The following is an 18,896-nucleotide window of genomic DNA, read 5'->3' as shown; positions in this document are numbered from 1 at the left end:
ATAATGAGTGAATTCCCCATGCAACAAGAATCCCCCGCCGACCTGCCGCTGGCCGGCATCAAGGTCCTGGACCTGAGCGCCTACATCGCCGGCCCCTACGGCTGCGCCCTGTTGGGCGACATGGGCGCCGACGTCATCAAGGTCGAGCCGCCCGAAGGTGACAACCTGCGTAAATACCCGTCGACGCTGGCCAGCGAAAGCCGCGCCTTCCTGGGCATCAACCGCAACAAGCGCGGCCTGTGCCTGAACCTGAAGGAAGCCGCCGGCCACGAGATCCTGCTGCGCCTGGTGCGCGAGGCCGACGTGCTGGTCCACAACTTCAGGCCCGGCGTGCCCGAACGCCTGCGCATCGACTTCGCCACGCTGTCGGCGGTCAACCCGCGCCTGGTCTATTGCGCCATGACCGGTTACGGCGCGGCCGGCCCGATGGCGCGCCACGCCGGCTACGACCAGGTCCTGCAGTCCATGACCGGCATGTGCGCGGCCCAGGCCAAGGCCGACGGCCCGCCCGAAGTGTTGTACGGCTCCGTAGTCGACTACTACGGCGCCGCGCTGATCTCGAACAGTGTGTCGGCAGCCCTTTATCGCCGCGAAAAGACGGGGCGGGGCCAGGCGATCGAAGTCTCGCTGCTGGGCAGCGCGCTGGCGATGCAGGCGGCCCGCCTGGTCTGGGCCGACGGCGAGCCGCGCCACATCGAACGCGACATGCGCTCGGGCGGCATCACCGGCATCCATCCCACCCGCGAAGGCCACCTGTACCTGTCGGCCAACACGCCGCATTTCTGGCACGCGCTTTGCGGCCACCTCGGCCTGCCAGAATTGGCCGAGCACCCCGACTACGACTCCGTCAAAAAGCGCGCGGCGCAGGCCGCGGTGCTGGTGCCCCTGGTGCGCCAGGCGCTGTCGCGCGCATCGGCCCGCGAATGGGCCGAGCGCTTCGGCCAGAGCGTGCCGTGCGCCGAAGTGCGTCCGGTCGAAGACATGTTCGACCATCCCCAGGTCCAGGCCATGGGACTCATGCGTCCGTACCACAACCCGCAGGCCGGCGACTACCTGGGCCTGGCGCAATGGGCCCACTTCGGCGGCGCCGCGCCAACGCCCGCCGTGGCGCCCACGGCGGGGCGCGGCGCGCCCGGCCTGGGGGAACACAGCGAGAAGATTCTGTCCACGCTGGGATACAGCGCGCCGGAAATCCACCAATTGCGGCAAGCCGCAGTGGTGCAATAGCCGTCACAACGACCATAAGACTCGTCCGCCAAAGAACGAGGAGACAACCGCATGCGTCCACGCTACCTGCAGCGTCCCGAAGGCTCCAACTGGGGCGATTTCGGCGCCGATGACCAGCTCGGCACCCTGAACCACCTGGACCACCAGGCGCGCCTGGCCGCCGTCGCGGAAATCCGGGAAGGGTTGTCGTTTTCCCTGAGCCTGCCATTGACGGTGCCGCGCGCGCCCGTGCTCAATCCCCGGCGCAAGGGTCCGGTGATCCAGCCCGCCGAGAAGAACGGCGTGCCGGTCTACCGCTATCCCCTGGCGCGGGACGTGCCCGGCGCCACCGATGTCGTCAGCGACGACCGCGTCACGCTATCGCCGCAGTACTCCACGCAATGGGACGCCCTGGGCCACGTCGGCGCGATGTATGACGCCCACGGCACCGGCCAGCCGCAGCCGACCGGCTACAACGGCTTTACCGTCAGCGAACCGGTCGCCGACGGCTTCACCGGCACTCAGGACCTGTCCATCGCGCCCATGGCGCGGCACGGCATCCAGGGACGCGGCGTCCTGGTCGACCTGCGCGCCCGTTTTGGCGACGCGCACCGCAAGGTTTCGTACCAGGACCTGATGGACGTGATGCATGCCGACGGCGTGCAGGTGCGGCCGGGCGACATCCTGTGCCTGCACACCGGCCTGGCCGACCTGGCGCTCACCCTGGGCGACGACGAGCAGGAACGGCTCAAGACCAGTTGCTGCGTGCTGGACGGCGCCGACGCACAGTTGCTTGCCTGGATCAGGGACAGCCGCATCGCCGCCATCGCCGCCGACAACCATGCGGTGGAATTGCGCAACCATCACCTGGAATCGGGCAGCGGGCCGCTCTTGCCGCTGCACGAACAATGCCTGTTCAAGCTGGGCCTGCCGCTCGGCGAACTCTGGCACCTGACCCCGCTGGCGCATTGGCTGCGCCAGCATGGCCGCCACGCCTTCTTCCTGACCGCCGCACCGATGTACGTGCCCGGCCTGGTGGGCGCGCCGGTCAACCCCATCGCGACCGTCTGACCTCGGGCGGATCGCGCCACGATCCTTGATCGATTCAACATCCCCGCAGGGGAGACGTGAGGAGCACACATGAAGAAAACCCGTCACGCGGCCCTGGCCGCACTGCGTCCCGTGGCCGCCGCATTGGCGCTGGCCTGCACCGTGGGCGCGGCCCATGCCGCCGGCTATCCCGACCAGCCCATCACCGTGGTGGTGCCATACTCCGCTGGCGGCGGCGCCGATAACGCGGCCCGCATCATCGCGCAGGGCATGGGTGAAGTCGCCGGCCAGAGCGTCGTCATCGAGAACAAGGGCGGCGCCAGCGGCTCCATCGGCGCCGCCTACGTGGCCCGCGCCAAGCCCGACGGCTACACCGTGCTGTACGACGCCTCCGCGTTCTCCATCAACCCCGTGCTGCGCAAACTGCCCTACGACGCGAAGAAGGACTTCATTCCCGTCTCGCAGGCCGTCAGCGTGCCCAACATCCTGGTCGCCGCCACCGGCTCGGCCTTCAACAGCCTGCCCGACTTCATCAAGGCCGCGCGCGCCAACCCCGGCCGCTACACCTATGCCTCGTACGGCCCGGGCAGCCTGGCCCAGATGGCCGCCGAACTGCTCAAGAAAGACGCCAAGATCGACGTCGTGCACGTGCCGTACAAGGGCGGCGCGCCCGCCATCGTCGATGTCATGGGCGGGCAGGTCGATGTCTACTTCGCCAACGCCGCCTCCAGCCTGAACTACGTCAGCACCGGCAAGCTCAAGGCGCTGGCCGTCTCGTCGGCGGCGCGCATGCCCGACCTGCCCAACGTGCCCACGGTCAGCGAAGGCGGCGTCAAGGCCTTCGATGTCGTCGAATGGAACGGTTTCTTCCTGCCCGCGGGCACCGATCCGCAAGTCGTCGCCAAGCTGCAGGACTTGGTGCAGAAAGCGCTGGCCCGCCCCGAAACCCGCGACAAGCTCGCCAAACTCGGCCTGACCCCGGTCGGCAGCAGCGCCGCGGACTTCGCCAAGTTCGTCGACGCCGAACAGGTCCGCTGGGCCGAGGTCGTGAAAACCAATAACATCACCGTGAACTGATCGACAGGGGCGGGCCGCGCCGTTGCCCGCCCCGCCGAAAAGCACTCAATGGAGATGCCGCAATGAGCCGGGAAGACGATTTCGAGCGCGGCCTGGCCAACCGCCGCGCCGTGCTGGGAGAAGAATGGGTGCAGCGTTCGCTGGACCGCGCCACCACCTTCACCGCCGACTACCAGAACCTGATCACGCGCTACGCCTGGCATGACATCTGGAGCCGTCCCGGCCTGCCGCACAAGGCGCGGCGCATGATGGTGCTGGCGGTGACCCTGTCGCTGGGCCGCTGGGAGGAATTCGAACTGCACGTGCGGGCCGCGTTGACGGCGAAGGACGAGTCGCGGCTGAGCCCGGATGAATTGAAGGAAGTGCTGCTGCAGAACGCGATCTACGCGGGCGTGCCGGCGGCCAATACCGCGTTCAACCTGGCGCAGGGGATTCTGCGGGAAGTGGCGGGGGAGATCGGGTATGTGGTGGAGCCGGCGGATGTGCGGGGGGCGGATCTGTTTGGAGGCAGTTAGGCGGCCGGAGGGGGCCCGGCTGTCGGCGGCGCGTTGGCTTACCGCTGACGCCGGCCGGTAGGCGGCGCAAGAGCGCCGCCCCATATCGCTCAATGAAGCTGGTCCGAGCCCTTGGGTTGCAATCCCGCCAAGCCATTCCAGTCGGGATCCTTGTACGTGCCCAGCTGGATGGGATAGGTCGGATGCCCCGCCAGGCAGGTATTGAACGCGTCGAGAAATGCCTCGACGTCATGGGTGTAGAACCGCCATTCCTTCTGGTGATTGCCGGTCAGGCACGCCACCTGCACACCGATATCCGAGTCATCGAAGCCTTTTTCGATGGCTTCCTCAAAGCGGTTGGTGTGCTGCTTGTCTTCGTCATTGGGCATGCCGGATTCGATGCCGGCATAGGGCCAGGAGATGATGATCAGGTTGTCGGCGCGCTGCCGGGCGGGTTCCGCCGGCAGGCCGGTGCGAAACCGGACCACGACCGGCAAACCGTTGACCTGTGCTTCGCCGATCGACCACAGGTCGCCTGGGAAAATACTGCTCATTGAATCAAAATCCTGTGTGGGCGCCGCGCGGATGCGGGCAGCGTTTGTTGCTGATACTGCCGAGAAAACCCGGCAGGCATGCTGGCTTGAATATCAAACGGCCTCGGCGATTATTTTGCCGAGAAGTTGTACGCCGTCCGGCCGTCGGCCACGAACGTGTAAGTGACATACATCGGAATGGTCCTTCCGCAGGCTTCGAAGTTCCACGCCTCCCGGGCCGAGCCCGAGATCAGGGCGGTACCCGCGGCATTGGTGCGGATGTCGTCGGACTTGGCGACCAGCGCGACCTCCACCGATTTTGGCGTCTCCTTGCAGCCGCTGGTGATGGACAGCAGCGGCACCAGTTTTTCCAGCACGTAGGGAGGATCCGGAGTGAGCGGCTGGCCCTTTACGGGGATCGCCCTGACGTCCTGCCTGTAGGTGGTCGGGGCGGCGCAGGCGGCCAGCAGCAAGAGGGGGAGAAGAAGGGCGGAACCGCGCAGCCGGCGGGAATACAGCGATGGCTTCGAATTCATTGTTATCGGGGAATCCTTGTCAGGCTTGGTTCATGCGGAAAAATCGCGGCGGGCGATATCGCCGTTTAATCGTGGACAGAATATAACGGATCGATATCCGGCCGCGGCCACGGCGGGGAACCCCGTTTCTGTCGGGCAAAAGAATGGTCATTGCCCAGGGTGCGGTGAATAGCTCGAAGCAGACCACTCAATACCTGACCACCACCGACTCCACACTGCGCACCGCCGAATCCCGGCAAACCGCCTCGATATTGTTCCCATCCGGATCCAGCACGAACGCCGCGTAATACCCCTTGTGATACGCCCGTTCCCCCGGCGCGCCATTATCCCTGCCGCCATTTCCCATCGCCGCCCGGTAGAACGCATCCACCATGTCACGGTCATGTGCCTGGAACGCCAGATGCAGCCGCCCGGTCAGCTGCCCCTGCACCTCATCACTGTCCGGCGTGGAAATGAACAACTCGTCCGCCCAGAAATTCCTGTCATCGGAGCCGCCGATCGGAATTCCCAGCGCCTCGAACACCGCCGTATAGAACTTCTTGCTGGCAGGCAGATCTCGCACGACAAGTCCGATGTGGTCAATCAGGCGGCCCTTATGTCGGTCTCGGTTTAGCACGGAATGCTCCTGGAACGTGGGGTCTGAAAAGTGCGCAGGTAGCGCATGGAAATTATTTTGTCTTGTTTATTAACTGATAGTAATATCCGCGGGCTTTGGCGTAGCTTGCATGCAAGCTTGCTCGCGGCAGCAAATTTTCCTTTACCACGTTCAAAGAGAGTCTCGATGTTCCGGTTCGGTACTGCAATTGCGCTTGCGTTGACCCTGGGGGCCTGCACCACTGTCAAGCACTCACCCATTTCCCAGGATTCGCTGGACAAGTTGGAAGGTCGATCAGTGGCCACTGTGAGTTATGAACGCCCCGATTTTGCCGCGTTCACCGCTGGAAAGGCCGCTTTCGCGATGATCGGTGCCGCCGCGATGATCTCGGAGGGCAACACCATTGTGAAAGAGAACGCCATCGAGGACCCCGCAATCGCCATTTCAACGGCCTTGCAGGGCAAGCTTGCCGCCGCCAAGCGCACAACGCCGATGGCCTCCACTACGGTGCTCAAGAAAGACGACATTGCCACAGTCGTGGCCGCCAATCCAGGTAGTGATTTTCTTTTGGACGTGAAGACGCTGAGCTGGATGTTCAACTACTACCCGACCGACTGGGCGCATTACCGCGTGACTTACAACGCGCGGTTGCGACTGATCGACACCGTGACCAAGACGGTCGTGGCCCAGTCCGCTTGCGCCTCGGTGCAAGGTGACGACAAGAATCCGCCGACCAAGGATCAGTTGCTGGAGAACAATGCGGAGCTGCTCAAGAGCTATCTCGACAAAGCCTCCGTGGCATGCGCGGAAGTGCTGGCGCGAGATGTGTTGAAGCTCTGATGCCGGCACCTTCCAGCCTGTCCCGGCGGTTGGTCGTGACCGCGATCGTCGCGAGCTTGGCCGGTTGTGCGGCCAACAACACCTACATCCAGCCCGATGAGTCATCCTCCGCCAAGTTACGGGTGGTGCAAGGCAACCCGGACGACTATGGCTTGCTGCTGGGGGAATTGGACCCTCGCACCTGCCAGCTACGTTCACAGGTCGGCTTTCTCAGCCAAGGCGCCCAGAAGGATGCTGTCAGGGTGGGCATGCTTGATGGCGCCCCGCCCGTCAAGGACGGCATACTGGAGCGGCGCATTCCGGTGGGTGAGCCGTTCGCGATCGTGCCCAAATGGTTCGTCACGATGCTCTCCCTCGGCTCTACGCTGTTTGTGCTGAATCCGGTCGGGGCAGGCATGGTCAACGAAGAGATCAATGCAAAGCGACCGAGCGAATGCCGGTTTCCTGTTTTCGTGCCCAGGCAGGGCGAGCAATACGAATTGCGCATCGATATCGCGCCGGGCAATTGCGATATCCGCCTTCAACAGCTCGTGCTTTCGCCGTCCAGCGCGGTGGTGCGCGAGCCGGTGGAGCAGGTAGGCACGGTCAGTTACCAGCTCAGTGGCGCTGGATATCCTACGGGGAAGTGCGATATCCCCAATCGTGCGGATTAGTCGTATGGCACGTGTCCCCGATACCCGGATTTGTCTCCGGGTATCGGCGCTTGCCATCGCGCTGCCTATAATCCCCCCTCGATCCCCGCTTTGACGGCATTTCCTGCCGTGTCTCATGTCTGCTACGCCCCTACGCGTGCTGTCCGTCATCCCGCCGATGACCCAGCTCAATACGCCATACCCGTCCACCGCCTACCTGACCGGCTTCCTGCGCTCCCGAGGCGTCACGGCCACCCAGGAAGACCTGGCGTTGGCGCTGGTACTGCGCCTGCTGTCGCCCGAGGGCCTGCGCGCCGTGGCGGCCAGGGTGGACGCGTTGCCGCTGGACAAGCACACCCCCGCGATCCAGGCCTTCGTCGCGATGCAGCCGCGCTACCTGGCCACCATCGCCCCGGTGATCGCCTTCCTGCAGGGTCGCGACTCGACGCTGGCGCACCGCATCGTCGGCCGCAACTTCCTGCCTGAAGGCCCGCGCTTCGCTTCGCTGGATGTGTACATGGACGACGAGGGCGGCGACCCGCTGGGCTGGGCCTTCGGCGCCCTGGGCCTGCAGGACCGCGCCAAGCACCTGGCCACGCTCTACCTGAACGACCTGGCCGACGTGCTGCGCGACGGCATCGACCCGCGTTTCGAATTCGTGCGCTACGCCGAATCGCTGGCGGGCAGCCAGCCGACCTTCGACCCGTTGGCCGACGCGCTGACCGCGCCGCTGAACCTGGTCGACGACACTCTGCGCGACCTGACCCTGGAAGCCTTGGCGCGCCACCAGCCCACCATGGTGCTGCTGTCGGTGCCGTTTCCCGGCGCCGTCTACGCCGCCTTCCGCATCGCCCAGGCCATCAAGGCGCAGGACCCGACCATCGTCACCGTGCTGGGCGGCGGCTTCGTCAACACCGAACTGCGCGAACTGAAAGACCCGCGCGTCTTTGACTATTTCGATTTCGTCTGCCTCGACGCCGGCGAACGCCCCTTGCTGGCGCTGCTGGAACACGTCCAAGGCAAGCGCTCGCGCCAGCGCCTGGTGCGCACCTTCCTGCGCGACGCCGACAGCGGCGCGGTGCGCTACGTCAACCTGGTCGAGCCCGACGTCGCCTTCGCTGAAGTCGGCACGCCCACCTGGGACGGCCTGCCGCTGGACCGCTACCTGTCGCTGCTGGACATGCTCAACCCCATGCACCGCTTGTGGAGCGACGGCCGCTGGAACAAGCTGACCGTGGCGCACGGCTGTTACTGGAAGAAATGCAGCTTCTGCGACGTCAGCCTGGACTACATCGGCCGCTACGAAGGCGCCTCGGCCACCGTGCTGGCCGACCGCATCGAGGCCATCGTGCAGGAAACCGGCCAGACGGGTTTCCATTTCGTCGACGAGGCCGCGCCGCCCAAGTCCCTCAAGGCCCTGGCTTCTGAACTGATCGAGCGCAATGCCGGCATCTCGTGGTGGGGCAACATCCGCTTCGAGAAGACCTTCACTCCCGAACTGTGCGAACTGCTGGCCGACAGCGGCTGCATCGCCGTCTCGGGCGGCCTGGAGGTCGCCTCGGACCGCCTGCTGAACCTGATGAAAAAGGGCGTGTCCGTCGACCAGGTGGCGCGCGTCACCCGCGCCTTCAGCGACGCCGGCATCCTGGTGCACGCCTACCTGATGTACGGCTTTCCCACGCAGACCGTGCAGGACACGGTCGACGCGCTGGAATACGTGCGCCAGCTGTTCGAGAACGGCTGCATCCAGAGCGGGTTCTTTCACCGCTTCGCCTGTACGGTGCATTCACCGGTGGGGCTGAATCCCGAGGAATACGGCGTGACGCTGCGGCCGCTGCCCGAGGTGACATTCGCCAAGAACGATATCGGCTTCGACGACCCGACCGGGGTGGATCACGACGCGCTGGGGCGGGCGTTGAAGAAGGCGATCTACAACTACATGCACGGCATCGGACTGGACGAAGATGTGCGCAGCTGGTTTCCGTTCAAGGTGCCGAAGACGACCGTGGGACGGCATCGGATCGCCAAGGCGTTGAGCCATCAGGGGTAGGGGGCTGGCTGCGTTTGTATTCGCCGGGGCCGATGCCGAATTGCTTACGGAACGCCGCCGCGAAGTGGCTGGGATTCGAATAGCCCAGGTCAAACGCCACCTCCATCACCGTCACCCCGCCTGCGCGCAGCCGCCGCTGCGCATCCCGCATCCGTTCCTGCTGGAACAAGCCATAGACGCTGTGTCCGAACAGCTCGCGAAAGCCGCGCTTGATGCGCATGGCGCTCAAGCCGGTTTCGGCGGCTATCTGGGCCAGCGTCGGCGGGCGGGCGAGGTCGGCCAGCAGGTAGTCGCGCGCCGCCATCATGCGTTGCCGTTGCCGCGTGGTGGGGTTATTGAGGCCGATATCCGCATGGCCGGTTTCGAGAAACAGCCCCGTCAGCATCATGGCCTGCGCCTCGCGGATCAGCCGGGCGCCAGGCGCATCGCCGGTCGGCGCCTGCGGATGCCTCAACTCTCGGCTGATGGCGAGCACGGCTTGATGCAGCTTCTCGCCGCGATACCCGGGCTGGAAGTAACCCCCTGAATCCAGAGATCGCCACAGTGGCGCGTCCGTATCCTCGATCCAGCCACGCAGCACGTCCGGCCGCAGCGCAACGGTAAGGCTTTCGCACACCCCCTGTTGGACGAAGCGCCCGCGACGATCCGGCGTGTAGTACACGCAGCCGGACGATTCCCGCACCGCTTCACCCCGTCCGGCGATGCCACCTTCCAGCCAGCAATCGGTGCTGCCGCGCAGTTGATACGACAACAACACGCGGCCGCCGTCGTCCCGCGTGTGCACGGTAATCGGGTGCTCGAACGCGCTTTGCCAATGGCACAGCTCGATGCCATCCGCCACTTGCAGGCGTACCAGCCGGTGCCTCTGGCCCGGCAGGAAGCGTGCCAGGAAGTCAGCATCGAGCATCGAGGACGTGGGTGTTTCGGGCAGGGGGGCGGTGTGGCGCGGCATGTCGTGGTGGAGCTTCATGAAGCGATGTCCGGAAACCGCTTTCGGGGGCTGCGAACCGATCCGGGTAGTTATATGAATGAGACGCAATATTAAATGGAGTCTCCTTGAAGCACTGCCCATATATCGCGCCAGCCGTACGTGCTGGCCCCCCGGGATGTGTGCCATCAAACAAACGGACCACGCTCATGATCTTCCAATCCCGCGCCAGATGCGCATCGCCCCGGGTTCTTACCGTCGGATTTCATTTGCTGCTGTTGGCCTGGGCCCAGCCCGGCGCAGCGCACGCGGCCGAGGCGGCCAAGAGGGGGGACGCGCCTACCTTGCCGTCTGTCGAGGTCGTCGGCATTGCGCAGGACGACGGCCTGGTGCCGCGCCGCTCCAGCTCGGCCACGCGCACCGACACGCCCTTGATCGAGACTCCGCAATCCCTCTCGGTGGTCACGCGTGAACAGATGGACGCGCGCGACGTGCGTTCGGTCAACGAGGCCTTCCGCTATGCGCCCGGCGTCGCCACCGAATCCTGGGGCGCCGTTACCGCCTATGACGATATGAGCATCCGCGGCTTCACCACGGATAACGGCCCCGTCGACACCTTTCTGGATGGCATGCGCCTGAGCCGCGGCATTGTCTTCGGCGGCCAGCAGGTCGATCCCTTCCTGCTGGAGCGCATGGAAGTGCTGCGCGGGCCCGCCTCGGTGCTGTACGGCACGTCCACGCCTGGCGGCGTCATCGCGCTGACCAGCAAGCTGCCGCGCGAGGATGCCGTGCGTCTCATCGAACTGGAGGGCGGCACCAGCCGCTACCGCCGTGGCTCGTTCGACCTGGGCGGTAAGGCCGACGAACGCGGCACGCTGCTGTTCCGGGTCGTCGGCACCGCCATGAACAGCGATGGCCAGTTGGACGGCACCTGGCTGCGCCGCCGCGCGGTCGCGCCCTCGCTCACTTGGCAACCCAGCGCCGCCACCCGTTTCACGCTGTACGCACGCTACCAGGATGATCCCGGCCTGGGCATGATCTCGTCGGTACCCGGCATCGGCAGCGTGCTGCCCAACCCCCATGGCCAACTGCCGCCCCGCTTCAACGTGGGCGAGCCGGGCTACGACACGTTCGCGCGCACCATCCGTGCCGTGGGCTACCAGTTCGACCAGAAGCTGGCGGGCGACTGGTCGATGAGCCTGAACGGTCGTCATACCCGCGTCGACAGCGACTATGCCGCCGTGGTCCTGGCCGCTTTGCAGCCAGACCTGCGCACCATCGACCGTCAGGTGCTGGGCTCGACCGAGCGCTACGACAGCTTCACGCTGGATAACCAGCTGAAGGGACGCTTCGCCACAGGCGCGGCGCGCCACGATTTGCTGGCCGGCCTGGTGTGGGAGCAGATGCGCGGTGACGGGGACTACCGAACGACTTACAACGGTACCAAACTGGATATCTACAACCCCGTCTACGGCGCGTCGCAACCCGTCCCGCCCAAGGTCATGGACAAGGGCGTGCGTTCGACGCTGACCGGGCTTTACGTGCAGGACCAGATTGCGCTCGGCAACTGGCACACCACCGTCGGCGTGCGTCAGGATTGGTCGACCATCGATTCCACCGACAGGCTCTGGCATGGCGGCTTCACCCAGAAGGACCAGGCCGCCACCGTGCGTGCAGGCACCTTGTATCGCTTCACTAATGGATTGGCGCCGTACGCGACCTATGCGCAATCCTTCGAGCCCGTGAACAGCCTGTCGGCTAGCGGCAAGCCGTTCAAGCCGACGCGGGGCGAACTGTTCGAAGCGGGCCTCAAGTACCAGCCGGAGAACTGGGAGGCGTTGTTCTCCGCGGCGATCTACAACCTGACCCAGACCAACGTGTTGAGCCCCGACCCGAGTAACCCCCGCATGTCGATCCAGTCGGGTGAGGTCCGTTCACGCGGCCTGGAACTCGAAGCGCAGGCGCGGCTGACGGCGCAGTGGAGCGTGATCGCGGCGTATACGTGGCAGAACGTCGAATACACCAAGGGCAATGCCAATGAAGTGGGCAGGACGCCATCGCGCGTGCCGACGCGCTTTGGCGGCGTCTGGCTGGCGTGGGATGCACCGTCGGGGTTGGGCGCGGCGCTCGGGGTGCGGCATAACGGGGGGAGCTGGGGCGGATACAAGACGCTGCAGGATTTCCGCGTGCCGGGATACACGTTGGTGGATGCGCAACTGCATTACGACCTGGGCCGGCAGGTGCCGAGCTTGAAGGGGGCGAAGGTGCAGTTGAATGTGTCGAATTTGACCGACAAGCGGTATAGCGGGGGATGCTATGACCTGGATAACGGGTGCTTCGCGGGAGCGGGGAGAGTGGTCAGCTTGAAGATGGCGTATCAGTGGTGAGGGGACAGACAAAGGACGAACGATATTGGTCAACAGCGGTTGCGATCCAGTCAATATTCTTCACGGGAAGCCAACTGGATTGGCCGTCCGCTAGAATCAGGTCGATCCTGAATAAAGCAATCAATCACGAGGGTCCTTGGCAGACAGCATTTTTTGATCGAGTCCCACATCCATAACAGGAGGAGAAGACCATGGCCAATGGTGATGTGAGCAGGCTGGCGGTGCTCATTGACGCGGACAACGCCTCGGCGAAGGTTATTCAAGATCTGCTTGGAGAAGTCTCTAAATACGGGACTGCGACAGTGAAGCGCGCATACGGGGACTGGACTACTGCGAATCTGGCCGGCTGGAAAGCCCAGCTACATCGTCACGCGGTCCAGCCCATTCAGCAATTCGCTTATACCTCCGGGAAGAATGCCACCGATTCCGCATTCATCATTGATGCCATGGACCTGTTGTACGCGGGTAACGTCGACGGATTCGTATTGGTGTCCTCTGACAGTGACTTCACTCGGCTCGCGACCCGGCTGCGAGAGGCGGGTAAGGTGGTCTATGGACTGGGCGAGAAAAAAACGCCGGAGGCTTTTATCGCGGCCTGCGACAAGTTCATCTTCTTCGAGGTGTTGCAGGACCTGCCGAAGGCCGATGCTGAAGTTGCCGAGATCGCGGAGTTGAAAGTGCTTCTGGCCAGGGCAATTGAAAACACCGCTCGTGACAACGGATGGGCGCCTTTGGGAGCGGTCGGGTCGTATATCGTCAAGAACAACGCCTCTTTTGATTCCCGCAATTATGGCTTTGCCAAACTTGGCGGGCTCGTGCGTGCCCAACCTTATATCGAGATCAAAGAAGTTGGGGATCAGTCTGTCATCACGGACATGCACATCCGGCTAAAACGAAAGTAATGCTAGGAAGTCAGGCGTGGCTTTGGCACCGTGTTGTCCCTAGGATCAGGGGTATTTTGAGTTCAGGTAATATTTGCATACATTAGTCTCGGGTAGAGATATCTGTCCGAGGTGAGGTGGACCTGATCTATTCAACCTTGGCTTAGAAGATATTGGGGGCAGCATGGCACGCCGTAGCGGTTTCGGAGCATTTATCAGAGCAGCGGCGCGCGCAGCCGCTGCGTCCGAGCGAGAGCGTAATCGTGCCGCCCGGATGCAGCTTGCATATGCCAGACAAGTCGAGCGCGACGAACGTAGGGACACGGCACAGCGTCATCGCGATGAGCGAAGATTGGCCGCCCAGCAGGCCAGGGAGGATCGCGAAGCCGAAAAGGCGTTGAAAGCGCAGTACCTTTTTGATCGGCAAGCGGAAACAGATGACCTCAATGCCGAATTGAACGAACAGGTCGAAGCGCTGGAAGATATCCTCCCGCACACGCTCAGGTGTGATGACGTCATTGACTTCGATAGCCTCCGGCATTTCGAGCCATTCGCACCTTTTGAGATCGCCGCAGAACTCCGGCCCGCAGATCCGCCTTCGTTGATCACGGTGCCAACTCCAGCAGGGTTGAAGCGGCTGATCCCGGGCGCTGGTAAAAGGCACCAATTGGCTAAGGAAAAAGCCAGGATACAGAACCAACAGCGATTGGAATCATTCGAATTATGGGAAGAAGATAAGCGGGCACAGGTTGCCACACTGCACGACCAGTACCTACAGAAAAAAGCAACCTACGATGCCGAGGCGGCGCGGCGCAATGCGGAGGTCGACGATTTTCAAGCGGCCTATCAGGCGTGCGAGGGCGACGCCGTCATTGCGTACAACGAGATGGTCTTGGTTCGCTCGGAATACCCTGAAGAAGGGTTTCCGCAGAAATTCCGAATGGCCTATCTCGAAGAGAGCAAAGCGTTGGTGGTGGAGTATGAGATACCTCACATATCCGTCGTGCCTACGGAACTGGAGCATCGCTACGTCAAGACCCGAGACCAAATTGACACCAAAGCGCGAAAGCCCGCGGATATCAAGCGTCTATATCAGGGCGTCGTTGCGGCCATAACGCTGCGAACACTGCATGAATTGTTCGAGGCGGATCAAGCCGATGCGCTCGCGCTTGTAACCTTTAATGGCGTCGTGGATACGATAGATCCATCCAGCGGGCGAGAAGTCCGTGTTCCCGTCGTCTCCGTGAGGGCAGAGAAGTCTGAGTTTCAAGCGTTGCTTTTGGATCGTGTCGACATGATCGCCTGCTTGCGCAATCTGGGTGCGCAGGTATCGAGCCGCCCCGACGAACTGCAGGCTATCAAGCCTATTGTCGAGTTCGATATGGTCGACAAACGTTTCATAGAGCAGGGCAACGTGCTCAGTGATCTAGAGTCAAGGCCCAATCTGTTGGACCTGACCCCTGGCGAATTTGAGGTGCTGGTGTCGAACCTGTTCAGCAGCATGGGACTGGATACCAAGCTCACTCGGGCGTCTCGGGATGGAGGCGTGGATGCTGTTGCCTTTGATACGCGCCCTATCCTAGGCGGCAAGGTCGTGATCCAGGCTAAACGTTATCGTGACACGGTTGGCGTGGCGGCGGTACGAGATCTTTTTGGCACAATGATGAACGAAGGCGCGACCAAAGGCATCCTGGTATGCACAAGTGGCTATGGGGTCGACGCCTACAAATTCTCTCAGGATAAGCCCATTGAATTGATTGACGGGGGTGGGTTGCTATATCTGTTGAGAGAGCATGCGGGTATCGAGGCAAAGATCCTGGTGTAGAGGGCAGGGGGCGTTGTCGCCTTCACATGCGAATCAAATCTGAGCCGACATCCTTTAGCGCCATCCTAGGTCGTTGCCGCGATATTCACTCGGGGGATTTTGGCGCGTAATTTAGCTTCCCAATCGCGTAGCCCTATGTCGCCGCACCCGATCAATGTCAACTCCTGCAATCCCGCAAGCTCTCCTAGTACGTCGATATCCGTGATCCGCTTGCAATATTGGATATTCAGGTTTTTCAGCGCCGGTAGCACGGCGATGGTCCGGATCGTTTCCAGCACCCCTTGATTCTTCAGCCGCAGCGACCGCAATCCGGACAACCGTTCGATACCCGCCAGCGTCTGCAACGAACGTCCCGACATCAACCCCAGCGACACCAGCGGCAAAGCCGCGATGCGATCAAACAAGGTCGCATCGAAAGGCACATTGAACAGATTCAGTTCCGCAAGCAGTGGCAGATACAAGGCTTGATCCAGCAACTTGCCCTGCTTGTCCGGCAATATCGACAACGACCGCAGCGCGGGAAAATCCTCCGCCTTGAATCGCATCGGCACATTCACTTCCAGCGATTCCAATAGCGGCATCGGTCCCGCCGACCAGGTATGCGAACCCGGGCAATCGAAAATCGACAGATGCCGCAGGCTGGCCGGCAGCAGGTCGGCGCGCAGGTTCTTGACGACCGAGGCCTGGATATTGCCAGGTCCGATGGATAGATGGGTCAGCGACGGCAATTGCGCGATCAAGGCCGGCACGGCTTCCACTGGGTCCAAGGGCGGCGCCCACAGATGGACGTATTCAATCGTCGCCAGCGTTGCCGCATCCGGCGGCGCATCGTAGAAAAGGATTTGATCCGAGCCATGCGCCTGCGCGGCCTGGCGGCTGTGCATCAACAGCCATCGCTTGTCGCGGCCGGGTTGAGGCGTCGAAAACGGGACTGGCGACATACGGGCTCCAGAATCATGGCGTCTGTCGGCAAGGAGGGCATGGCGACAGCGGGACGGGCATTCTCGAAGGGTAGAACAATAAAGCAGAACGGCAATCTCGCGCGAGCCGGATTGCCGTTCTGTTTTGGCGGTGCCGTGAAGGGCACCCCGTTTTCCCGCCAGACGGTTTATTCGGCCGGCTTGGGCGGCAGGTCTTTCGCCGTCACGCCGCCGCGCCCCAGATACGCGCCGAACACCGTGCCGATGGTCTTGACCAGGCTGTGCGAGTTCATCACTTCGCCATGGATATCGTCGATACCTTCGTCGTCCGGTTGCAGCTTGCTGGCGTGTCCGACCCATTCGATGGCGGCGAAACGGTTCTTCTTGGCGCCGTGGCCGCGCGCATAGGCCAGCCCGATCTCGGCGCTGGCGCGGGCAGCGCGCCAGTCGTCGTCCTCGTCGACTAGCGGCCGCAGATACTCGCGCACGCCGGCCTGCTTTTCTGCGTCGGTGCCGTGGTCGCGCAGCAAGACCCCGATGCGCAGCCGCGCCAGGGCGTCGGCGCGCGGTTCCTCGCGCGATTCCTGCAGCAGCCGCAATACCGTCTCGACATTCTCGCGGCGCGAGAAATCCATCTTGCCGTCAAACAGATGGCGATGCGCCATGTTGTACTTGGCCAGCGGCGAGCCATCGTCCACCGCGCGTTGCAGCCATTCGTCGCGCACCGCCTCATTCAGATAATGATCCGGCGTGTTGTCGCGGAAACCGCGGTGAATGTCGTACATGCTGCTGGCCGCGTCCGGCAGGCGCCGATCGGCCAGCTGGCGCGTCAGGAAATAGCCTTGCTCGTGCGCGCCGCCATCCCACAGCATCGCGGCCGCCCCCAGCACATTGAAACTGTCGTCCGCCTGGTCCCGGCCGAGTTCTGTCGCGCGATCCAGCAATTGCTGCGCCTTGGCTGCATCCTGTTCAAAACCCCACAGCCCGAAATGGTGCGCTACCGCCACCAACGCCTGTGGCGTCGCCAACTGGTTCCAGTGGCACATGCGCTCGAGCACGCGCTTGAACGCGCCGTCATCGTCCGGGATATGGTGAATCAGCGTCACATGCGCAAAACTGCGGAACGGCCCGTCCACCTCGCCGAAATACATATTCCCCGGGAACGCCGCCACGCTCTGCGCATGCAGCGCGCGGGCACGCGCATGGTCGCCCAGCGAATAACTGATGAAATTCGCGAACCGCCCCAGCGCCTCGCCGCGCTCTTGCGGGCGCAAATCGCGTTGCAGGAACGATTCGAAGGCCTGGCGATGGGCTTGCACCGCCTGGGTTTCATCCGATTCCGGAAAATCGCTCAACTCGTCCCACAGCCCGATCCAGCGGATCGCGTTGCGCTGCGGTTCCGTCAGCGTCTCGCACAGCGGTCCGCTGGCCAGGCCGTCGATATCCTCGTAACTGCCGCCCCAACGCGGTTGCAGATACTGTGCATACGCGGTCAGCGTTTCCATATGGCCGGGGCGCAGTTCCAGCGCTCGCAGCAGCCAATAATCCTTGCCCTGGTCCATCTCGTGCTCGGCGCGCGGCGCCAGCCAAGCGGGCAGGGCCTGCGGCGCCTGGTCCGGTTGCAGGCGCGGCACGCCGTAGTCCGCCAGATGCGCCAGCGCGGCGTCCAACAGGCCGGGTTCCTCGATGTCGTCGTGGGTAATGGTTTCCGGGGGATTGCCTTCGAATAACTGGCGCAGCCAATACGGCTCTTTGAAATGCGCGGCCATTTGCATCATGGTCACGCAGGCCGCCACCGGGCGCGGGGAAAGCGTCATGGCCTTCAAGAGGGCTGCGGCGGCGCTTTCACATGCAAGCGCCGAGCCGATCCAGCGGTCCTGCGTGACGCTGTCCGCCCAGCCGAAGCCGCGGATATCGGCGGCGCGGCCGAAGCAGAAGTTACCCAGGACTAGATGGGCGTGGTAGGAGTCGGGGCAGGCGGCGATCCAGGCCTGGAGGAAGTCGGCGGCTTGCGGGTAGGGGACGGTGCTGTAGTCGAAGAGGGTGCCGGAGAGGACGGCTTCGGAATAGAGCGAGCCTTGCTGGTCAGTGGTGTCCCAATCTTGCCGTTCCAGATCGCTGTAGTAGGCGTCGATTTGAGAAAAAGCGCGGGATTGAACCAGGGCGCGGAGGTCTCGGCGAATTGCAGTGAGGGATGGCAAGGAAACACCCGATGGAGAAAAACCGATTGATCGGCTGAGGCGCAGATGATGCCTTATCCATGAGCCAAGGTAGAAAATGAAAACGACAAATTACAAGTCCTAATTTCAAAATGTAATTCATATCGCTGTTGAAGCTCCGCGCGAGGGCAAGCCACCAGGAAAACGCGCTGCGTAGTGCAAAGAAGCGTCAGGTCATTCTCTCAGCGCATCTGATGTGCGCGAGTCTCCGCGTCAGCGTCGGTCTTTTTTCATCGTCATCTCCATCCCGTACACTACATGGATCTTCAGGGAGCGATATGTCGATTCAAACGTTGGGCCGCTTTGGTGTTGTCTTGTTTCTTGCCGCGTTGACGTCCGGCTGCTCGTTGGGTGGCGAGTGCCGCTGGTACCGCAGCAGCTGCATGTATGACGGCAAGTATGAGCCGGGCGAAGAAGACTACGCGGAAGCCGAAGCGAAACGCCTGAACAAGGCCTCGACCGATCGGTTGCGTCGCAGCTCTGGCGATTGATCGCCAGGTCGAGCCGTCCAAGCGGGCGAGGCCTTAGCCCGCAACTCGCCAACTGCGCAATTGCTCGAACAAGCGAAATCCCACATAGCTTTCGCGCTAGGGATAGCGCCGTCGGTAGTAGCAATCCCAGTAACTGGTCATGCGTTGCTGCGCCAGATCCAGAAAGGCCGGATTCTCTTCGAGGACCGTGCCGTAGACGCGCCTGTCTAGCCGTGGCAGGCACGCCTCGATT

At 63.0% G+C, this 18,896-nt stretch carries 17 protein-coding genes; 11 read left to right on the top strand and 6 right to left on the bottom strand.

Annotated features, from left to right (window positions below):
* Nucleotides 1–3: 3 nt before the first annotated feature.
* From AC1HFW_RS11555 to AC1HFW_RS11540, 4 genes are all read left to right on the top strand, one after another.
* Entirely contained in the window at nucleotides 4–1,227 is a 1,224-nt protein-coding gene (locus tag AC1HFW_RS11555) for a CaiB/BaiF CoA transferase family protein (protein WP_479283426.1), read from the top strand.
* Nucleotides 1,228–1,278: 51 nt separating this feature from the next.
* A complete protein-coding gene (locus tag AC1HFW_RS11550; RefSeq protein WP_479283424.1) occupies nucleotides 1,279–2,277 on the top strand; it encodes a cyclase family protein in 999 nt (332 codons plus the stop codon).
* 69 nt (nucleotides 2,278–2,346) lie between these two features.
* Nucleotides 2,347–3,333: a Bug family tripartite tricarboxylate transporter substrate binding protein gene (locus AC1HFW_RS11545; RefSeq protein ID WP_006395679.1), complete on the top strand. Its 987-nt coding sequence runs from the start codon at nucleotides 2,347–2,349 to the stop codon at nucleotides 3,331–3,333.
* A 62-nt stretch (nucleotides 3,334–3,395) separates the two neighbouring features.
* On the top strand, nucleotides 3,396–3,848 hold the full coding sequence (locus tag AC1HFW_RS11540) for a carboxymuconolactone decarboxylase family protein (protein WP_479283422.1): 453 nt from the start codon (nucleotides 3,396–3,398) through the stop codon (nucleotides 3,846–3,848).
* Nucleotides 3,849–3,937: 89 nt separating this feature from the next.
* Here the strand turns inward: AC1HFW_RS11540 and AC1HFW_RS11535 are convergent, their stop codons facing one another.
* The 3 genes from AC1HFW_RS11535 to AC1HFW_RS11525 all read right to left on the bottom strand — a co-directional run bounded on the left by AC1HFW_RS11535 (nucleotide 3,938) and on the right by AC1HFW_RS11525 (nucleotide 5,512).
* Nucleotides 3,938–4,381, bottom strand: coding sequence for a DUF695 domain-containing protein (locus tag AC1HFW_RS11535; RefSeq protein ID WP_061070842.1), 444 nt, complete (start codon nucleotides 4,379–4,381; stop codon nucleotides 3,938–3,940).
* A gap of 110 nt (nucleotides 4,382–4,491) precedes the next feature.
* Nucleotides 4,492–4,896, bottom strand: a complete 405-nt coding sequence (locus tag AC1HFW_RS11530) for a hypothetical protein (RefSeq protein ID WP_479283420.1) — start codon at nucleotides 4,894–4,896, stop codon at nucleotides 4,492–4,494.
* 187 nt (nucleotides 4,897–5,083) lie between these two features.
* A complete protein-coding gene (locus AC1HFW_RS11525; RefSeq protein WP_479283418.1) occupies nucleotides 5,084–5,512 on the bottom strand; it encodes a VOC family protein in 429 nt (142 codons plus the stop codon).
* Between the two features lie 45 nt (nucleotides 5,513–5,557).
* On the opposite strand from AC1HFW_RS11525, the gene AC1HFW_RS11520 reads away from it, so the two are divergent.
* The 3 genes from AC1HFW_RS11520 (at nucleotide 5,558) to AC1HFW_RS11510 (ending at nucleotide 9,013) form a co-directional block, all read left to right on the top strand.
* The gene (locus AC1HFW_RS11520) at nucleotides 5,558–6,331 is read left to right on the top strand and encodes a hypothetical protein (RefSeq protein ID WP_479283416.1); all 774 of its coding nucleotides are present in this window, start codon (nucleotides 5,558–5,560) and stop codon (nucleotides 6,329–6,331) included.
* Nucleotides 6,332–6,366: 35 nt separating this feature from the next.
* Nucleotides 6,367–6,984, top strand: coding sequence for a hypothetical protein (locus AC1HFW_RS11515; RefSeq protein WP_479283414.1), 618 nt, complete (start codon nucleotides 6,367–6,369; stop codon nucleotides 6,982–6,984).
* A gap of 115 nt (nucleotides 6,985–7,099) precedes the next feature.
* Entirely contained in the window at nucleotides 7,100–9,013 is a 1,914-nt protein-coding gene (locus tag AC1HFW_RS11510) for a B12-binding domain-containing radical SAM protein (protein WP_479283412.1), read from the top strand.
* On the opposite strand, the gene AC1HFW_RS11505 is transcribed toward AC1HFW_RS11510, so the two are convergent.
* Nucleotides 8,949–9,983: a helix-turn-helix transcriptional regulator gene (locus AC1HFW_RS11505; protein ID WP_479283410.1), complete on the bottom strand. Its 1,035-nt coding sequence runs from the start codon at nucleotides 9,981–9,983 to the stop codon at nucleotides 8,949–8,951. The genes AC1HFW_RS11510 and AC1HFW_RS11505 overlap by 65 nt on opposite strands.
* Nucleotides 9,984–10,150: 167 nt before the next feature.
* On the opposite strand from AC1HFW_RS11505, the gene AC1HFW_RS11500 reads away from it, so the two are divergent.
* The 3 genes from AC1HFW_RS11500 (at nucleotide 10,151) to AC1HFW_RS11490 (ending at nucleotide 15,034) form a co-directional block, all read left to right on the top strand.
* Nucleotides 10,151–12,328: a TonB-dependent siderophore receptor gene (locus AC1HFW_RS11500; RefSeq protein WP_479283408.1), complete on the top strand. Its 2,178-nt coding sequence runs from the start codon at nucleotides 10,151–10,153 to the stop codon at nucleotides 12,326–12,328.
* 191 nt (nucleotides 12,329–12,519) lie between these two features.
* Entirely contained in the window at nucleotides 12,520–13,230 is a 711-nt protein-coding gene (locus AC1HFW_RS11495) for an NYN domain-containing protein (protein ID WP_479283406.1), read from the top strand.
* Nucleotides 13,231–13,393: 163 nt separating this feature from the next.
* The gene (locus tag AC1HFW_RS11490; RefSeq protein WP_479283405.1) at nucleotides 13,394–15,034 is read left to right on the top strand and encodes a restriction endonuclease; all 1,641 of its coding nucleotides are present in this window, start codon (nucleotides 13,394–13,396) and stop codon (nucleotides 15,032–15,034) included.
* A 65-nt stretch (nucleotides 15,035–15,099) separates the two neighbouring features.
* Here the strand turns inward: AC1HFW_RS11490 and AC1HFW_RS11485 are convergent, their stop codons facing one another.
* Together AC1HFW_RS11485 and AC1HFW_RS11480 are read right to left on the bottom strand one after the other, a co-directional pair.
* Nucleotides 15,100–15,975 carry a leucine-rich repeat domain-containing protein gene (locus AC1HFW_RS11485; protein ID WP_479283403.1) on the bottom strand — a complete coding sequence of 292 codons (876 nt, stop codon included), beginning with the start codon at nucleotides 15,973–15,975 and terminating at the stop codon, nucleotides 15,100–15,102.
* 167 nt (nucleotides 15,976–16,142) lie between these two features.
* Nucleotides 16,143–18,155, bottom strand: coding sequence for a DUF4034 domain-containing protein (locus tag AC1HFW_RS11480; protein ID WP_479283402.1), 2,013 nt, complete (start codon nucleotides 18,153–18,155; stop codon nucleotides 16,143–16,145).
* 296 nt (nucleotides 18,156–18,451) lie between these two features.
* Between AC1HFW_RS11480 and AC1HFW_RS11475 the strand changes: the two genes are divergently transcribed.
* On the top strand, nucleotides 18,452–18,664 hold the full coding sequence (locus AC1HFW_RS11475; protein ID WP_479283401.1) for a hypothetical protein: 213 nt from the start codon (nucleotides 18,452–18,454) through the stop codon (nucleotides 18,662–18,664).
* The last annotated feature ends 232 nt before the right edge of the window (nucleotides 18,665–18,896 follow it).

The organism is Achromobacter sp. ISS7 (assembly GCF_056523125.1).
The sequence above is the reverse complement of the archived record's forward strand: the minus strand, read 5'-3'. Positions and strand labels throughout refer to the sequence as shown.

Bases quoted from the DNA above. Each gene is read 5' to 3' on its own strand.
- AC1HFW_RS11555 (WP_479283426.1), top strand. From the start codon at position 4: ATGAGTGAATTCCCCATGCAACAAGAATCCCCCGCCGACCTGCCGCTG.
- AC1HFW_RS11550 (WP_479283424.1), top strand. From the start codon at position 1,279: ATGCGTCCACGCTACCTGCAGCGTCCCGAAGGCTCCAACTGGGGCGAT.
- AC1HFW_RS11545 (WP_006395679.1), top strand. From the start codon at position 2,347: ATGAAGAAAACCCGTCACGCGGCCCTGGCCGCACTGCGTCCCGTGGCC.
- AC1HFW_RS11540 (WP_479283422.1), top strand. From the start codon at position 3,396: ATGAGCCGGGAAGACGATTTCGAGCGCGGCCTGGCCAACCGCCGCGCC.
- AC1HFW_RS11535 (WP_061070842.1), bottom strand. From the start codon at position 4,381: ATGAGCAGTATTTTCCCAGGCGACCTGTGGTCGATCGGCGAAGCACAG.
- AC1HFW_RS11530 (WP_479283420.1), bottom strand. From the start codon at position 4,896: ATGAATTCGAAGCCATCGCTGTATTCCCGCCGGCTGCGCGGTTCCGCC.
- AC1HFW_RS11520 (WP_479283416.1), top strand. From the start codon at position 5,558: ATGGAAATTATTTTGTCTTGTTTATTAACTGATAGTAATATCCGCGGG.
- AC1HFW_RS11510 (WP_479283412.1), top strand. From the start codon at position 7,100: ATGTCTGCTACGCCCCTACGCGTGCTGTCCGTCATCCCGCCGATGACC.
- AC1HFW_RS11505 (WP_479283410.1), bottom strand. From the start codon at position 9,983: ATGAAGCTCCACCACGACATGCCGCGCCACACCGCCCCCCTGCCCGAA.
- AC1HFW_RS11500 (WP_479283408.1), top strand. From the start codon at position 10,151: ATGATCTTCCAATCCCGCGCCAGATGCGCATCGCCCCGGGTTCTTACC.
- AC1HFW_RS11495 (WP_479283406.1), top strand. From the start codon at position 12,520: ATGGCCAATGGTGATGTGAGCAGGCTGGCGGTGCTCATTGACGCGGAC.
- AC1HFW_RS11490 (WP_479283405.1), top strand. From the start codon at position 13,394: ATGGCACGCCGTAGCGGTTTCGGAGCATTTATCAGAGCAGCGGCGCGC.
- AC1HFW_RS11485 (WP_479283403.1), bottom strand. From the start codon at position 15,975: ATGTCGCCAGTCCCGTTTTCGACGCCTCAACCCGGCCGCGACAAGCGA.
- AC1HFW_RS11475 (WP_479283401.1), top strand. From the start codon at position 18,452: ATGTCGATTCAAACGTTGGGCCGCTTTGGTGTTGTCTTGTTTCTTGCC.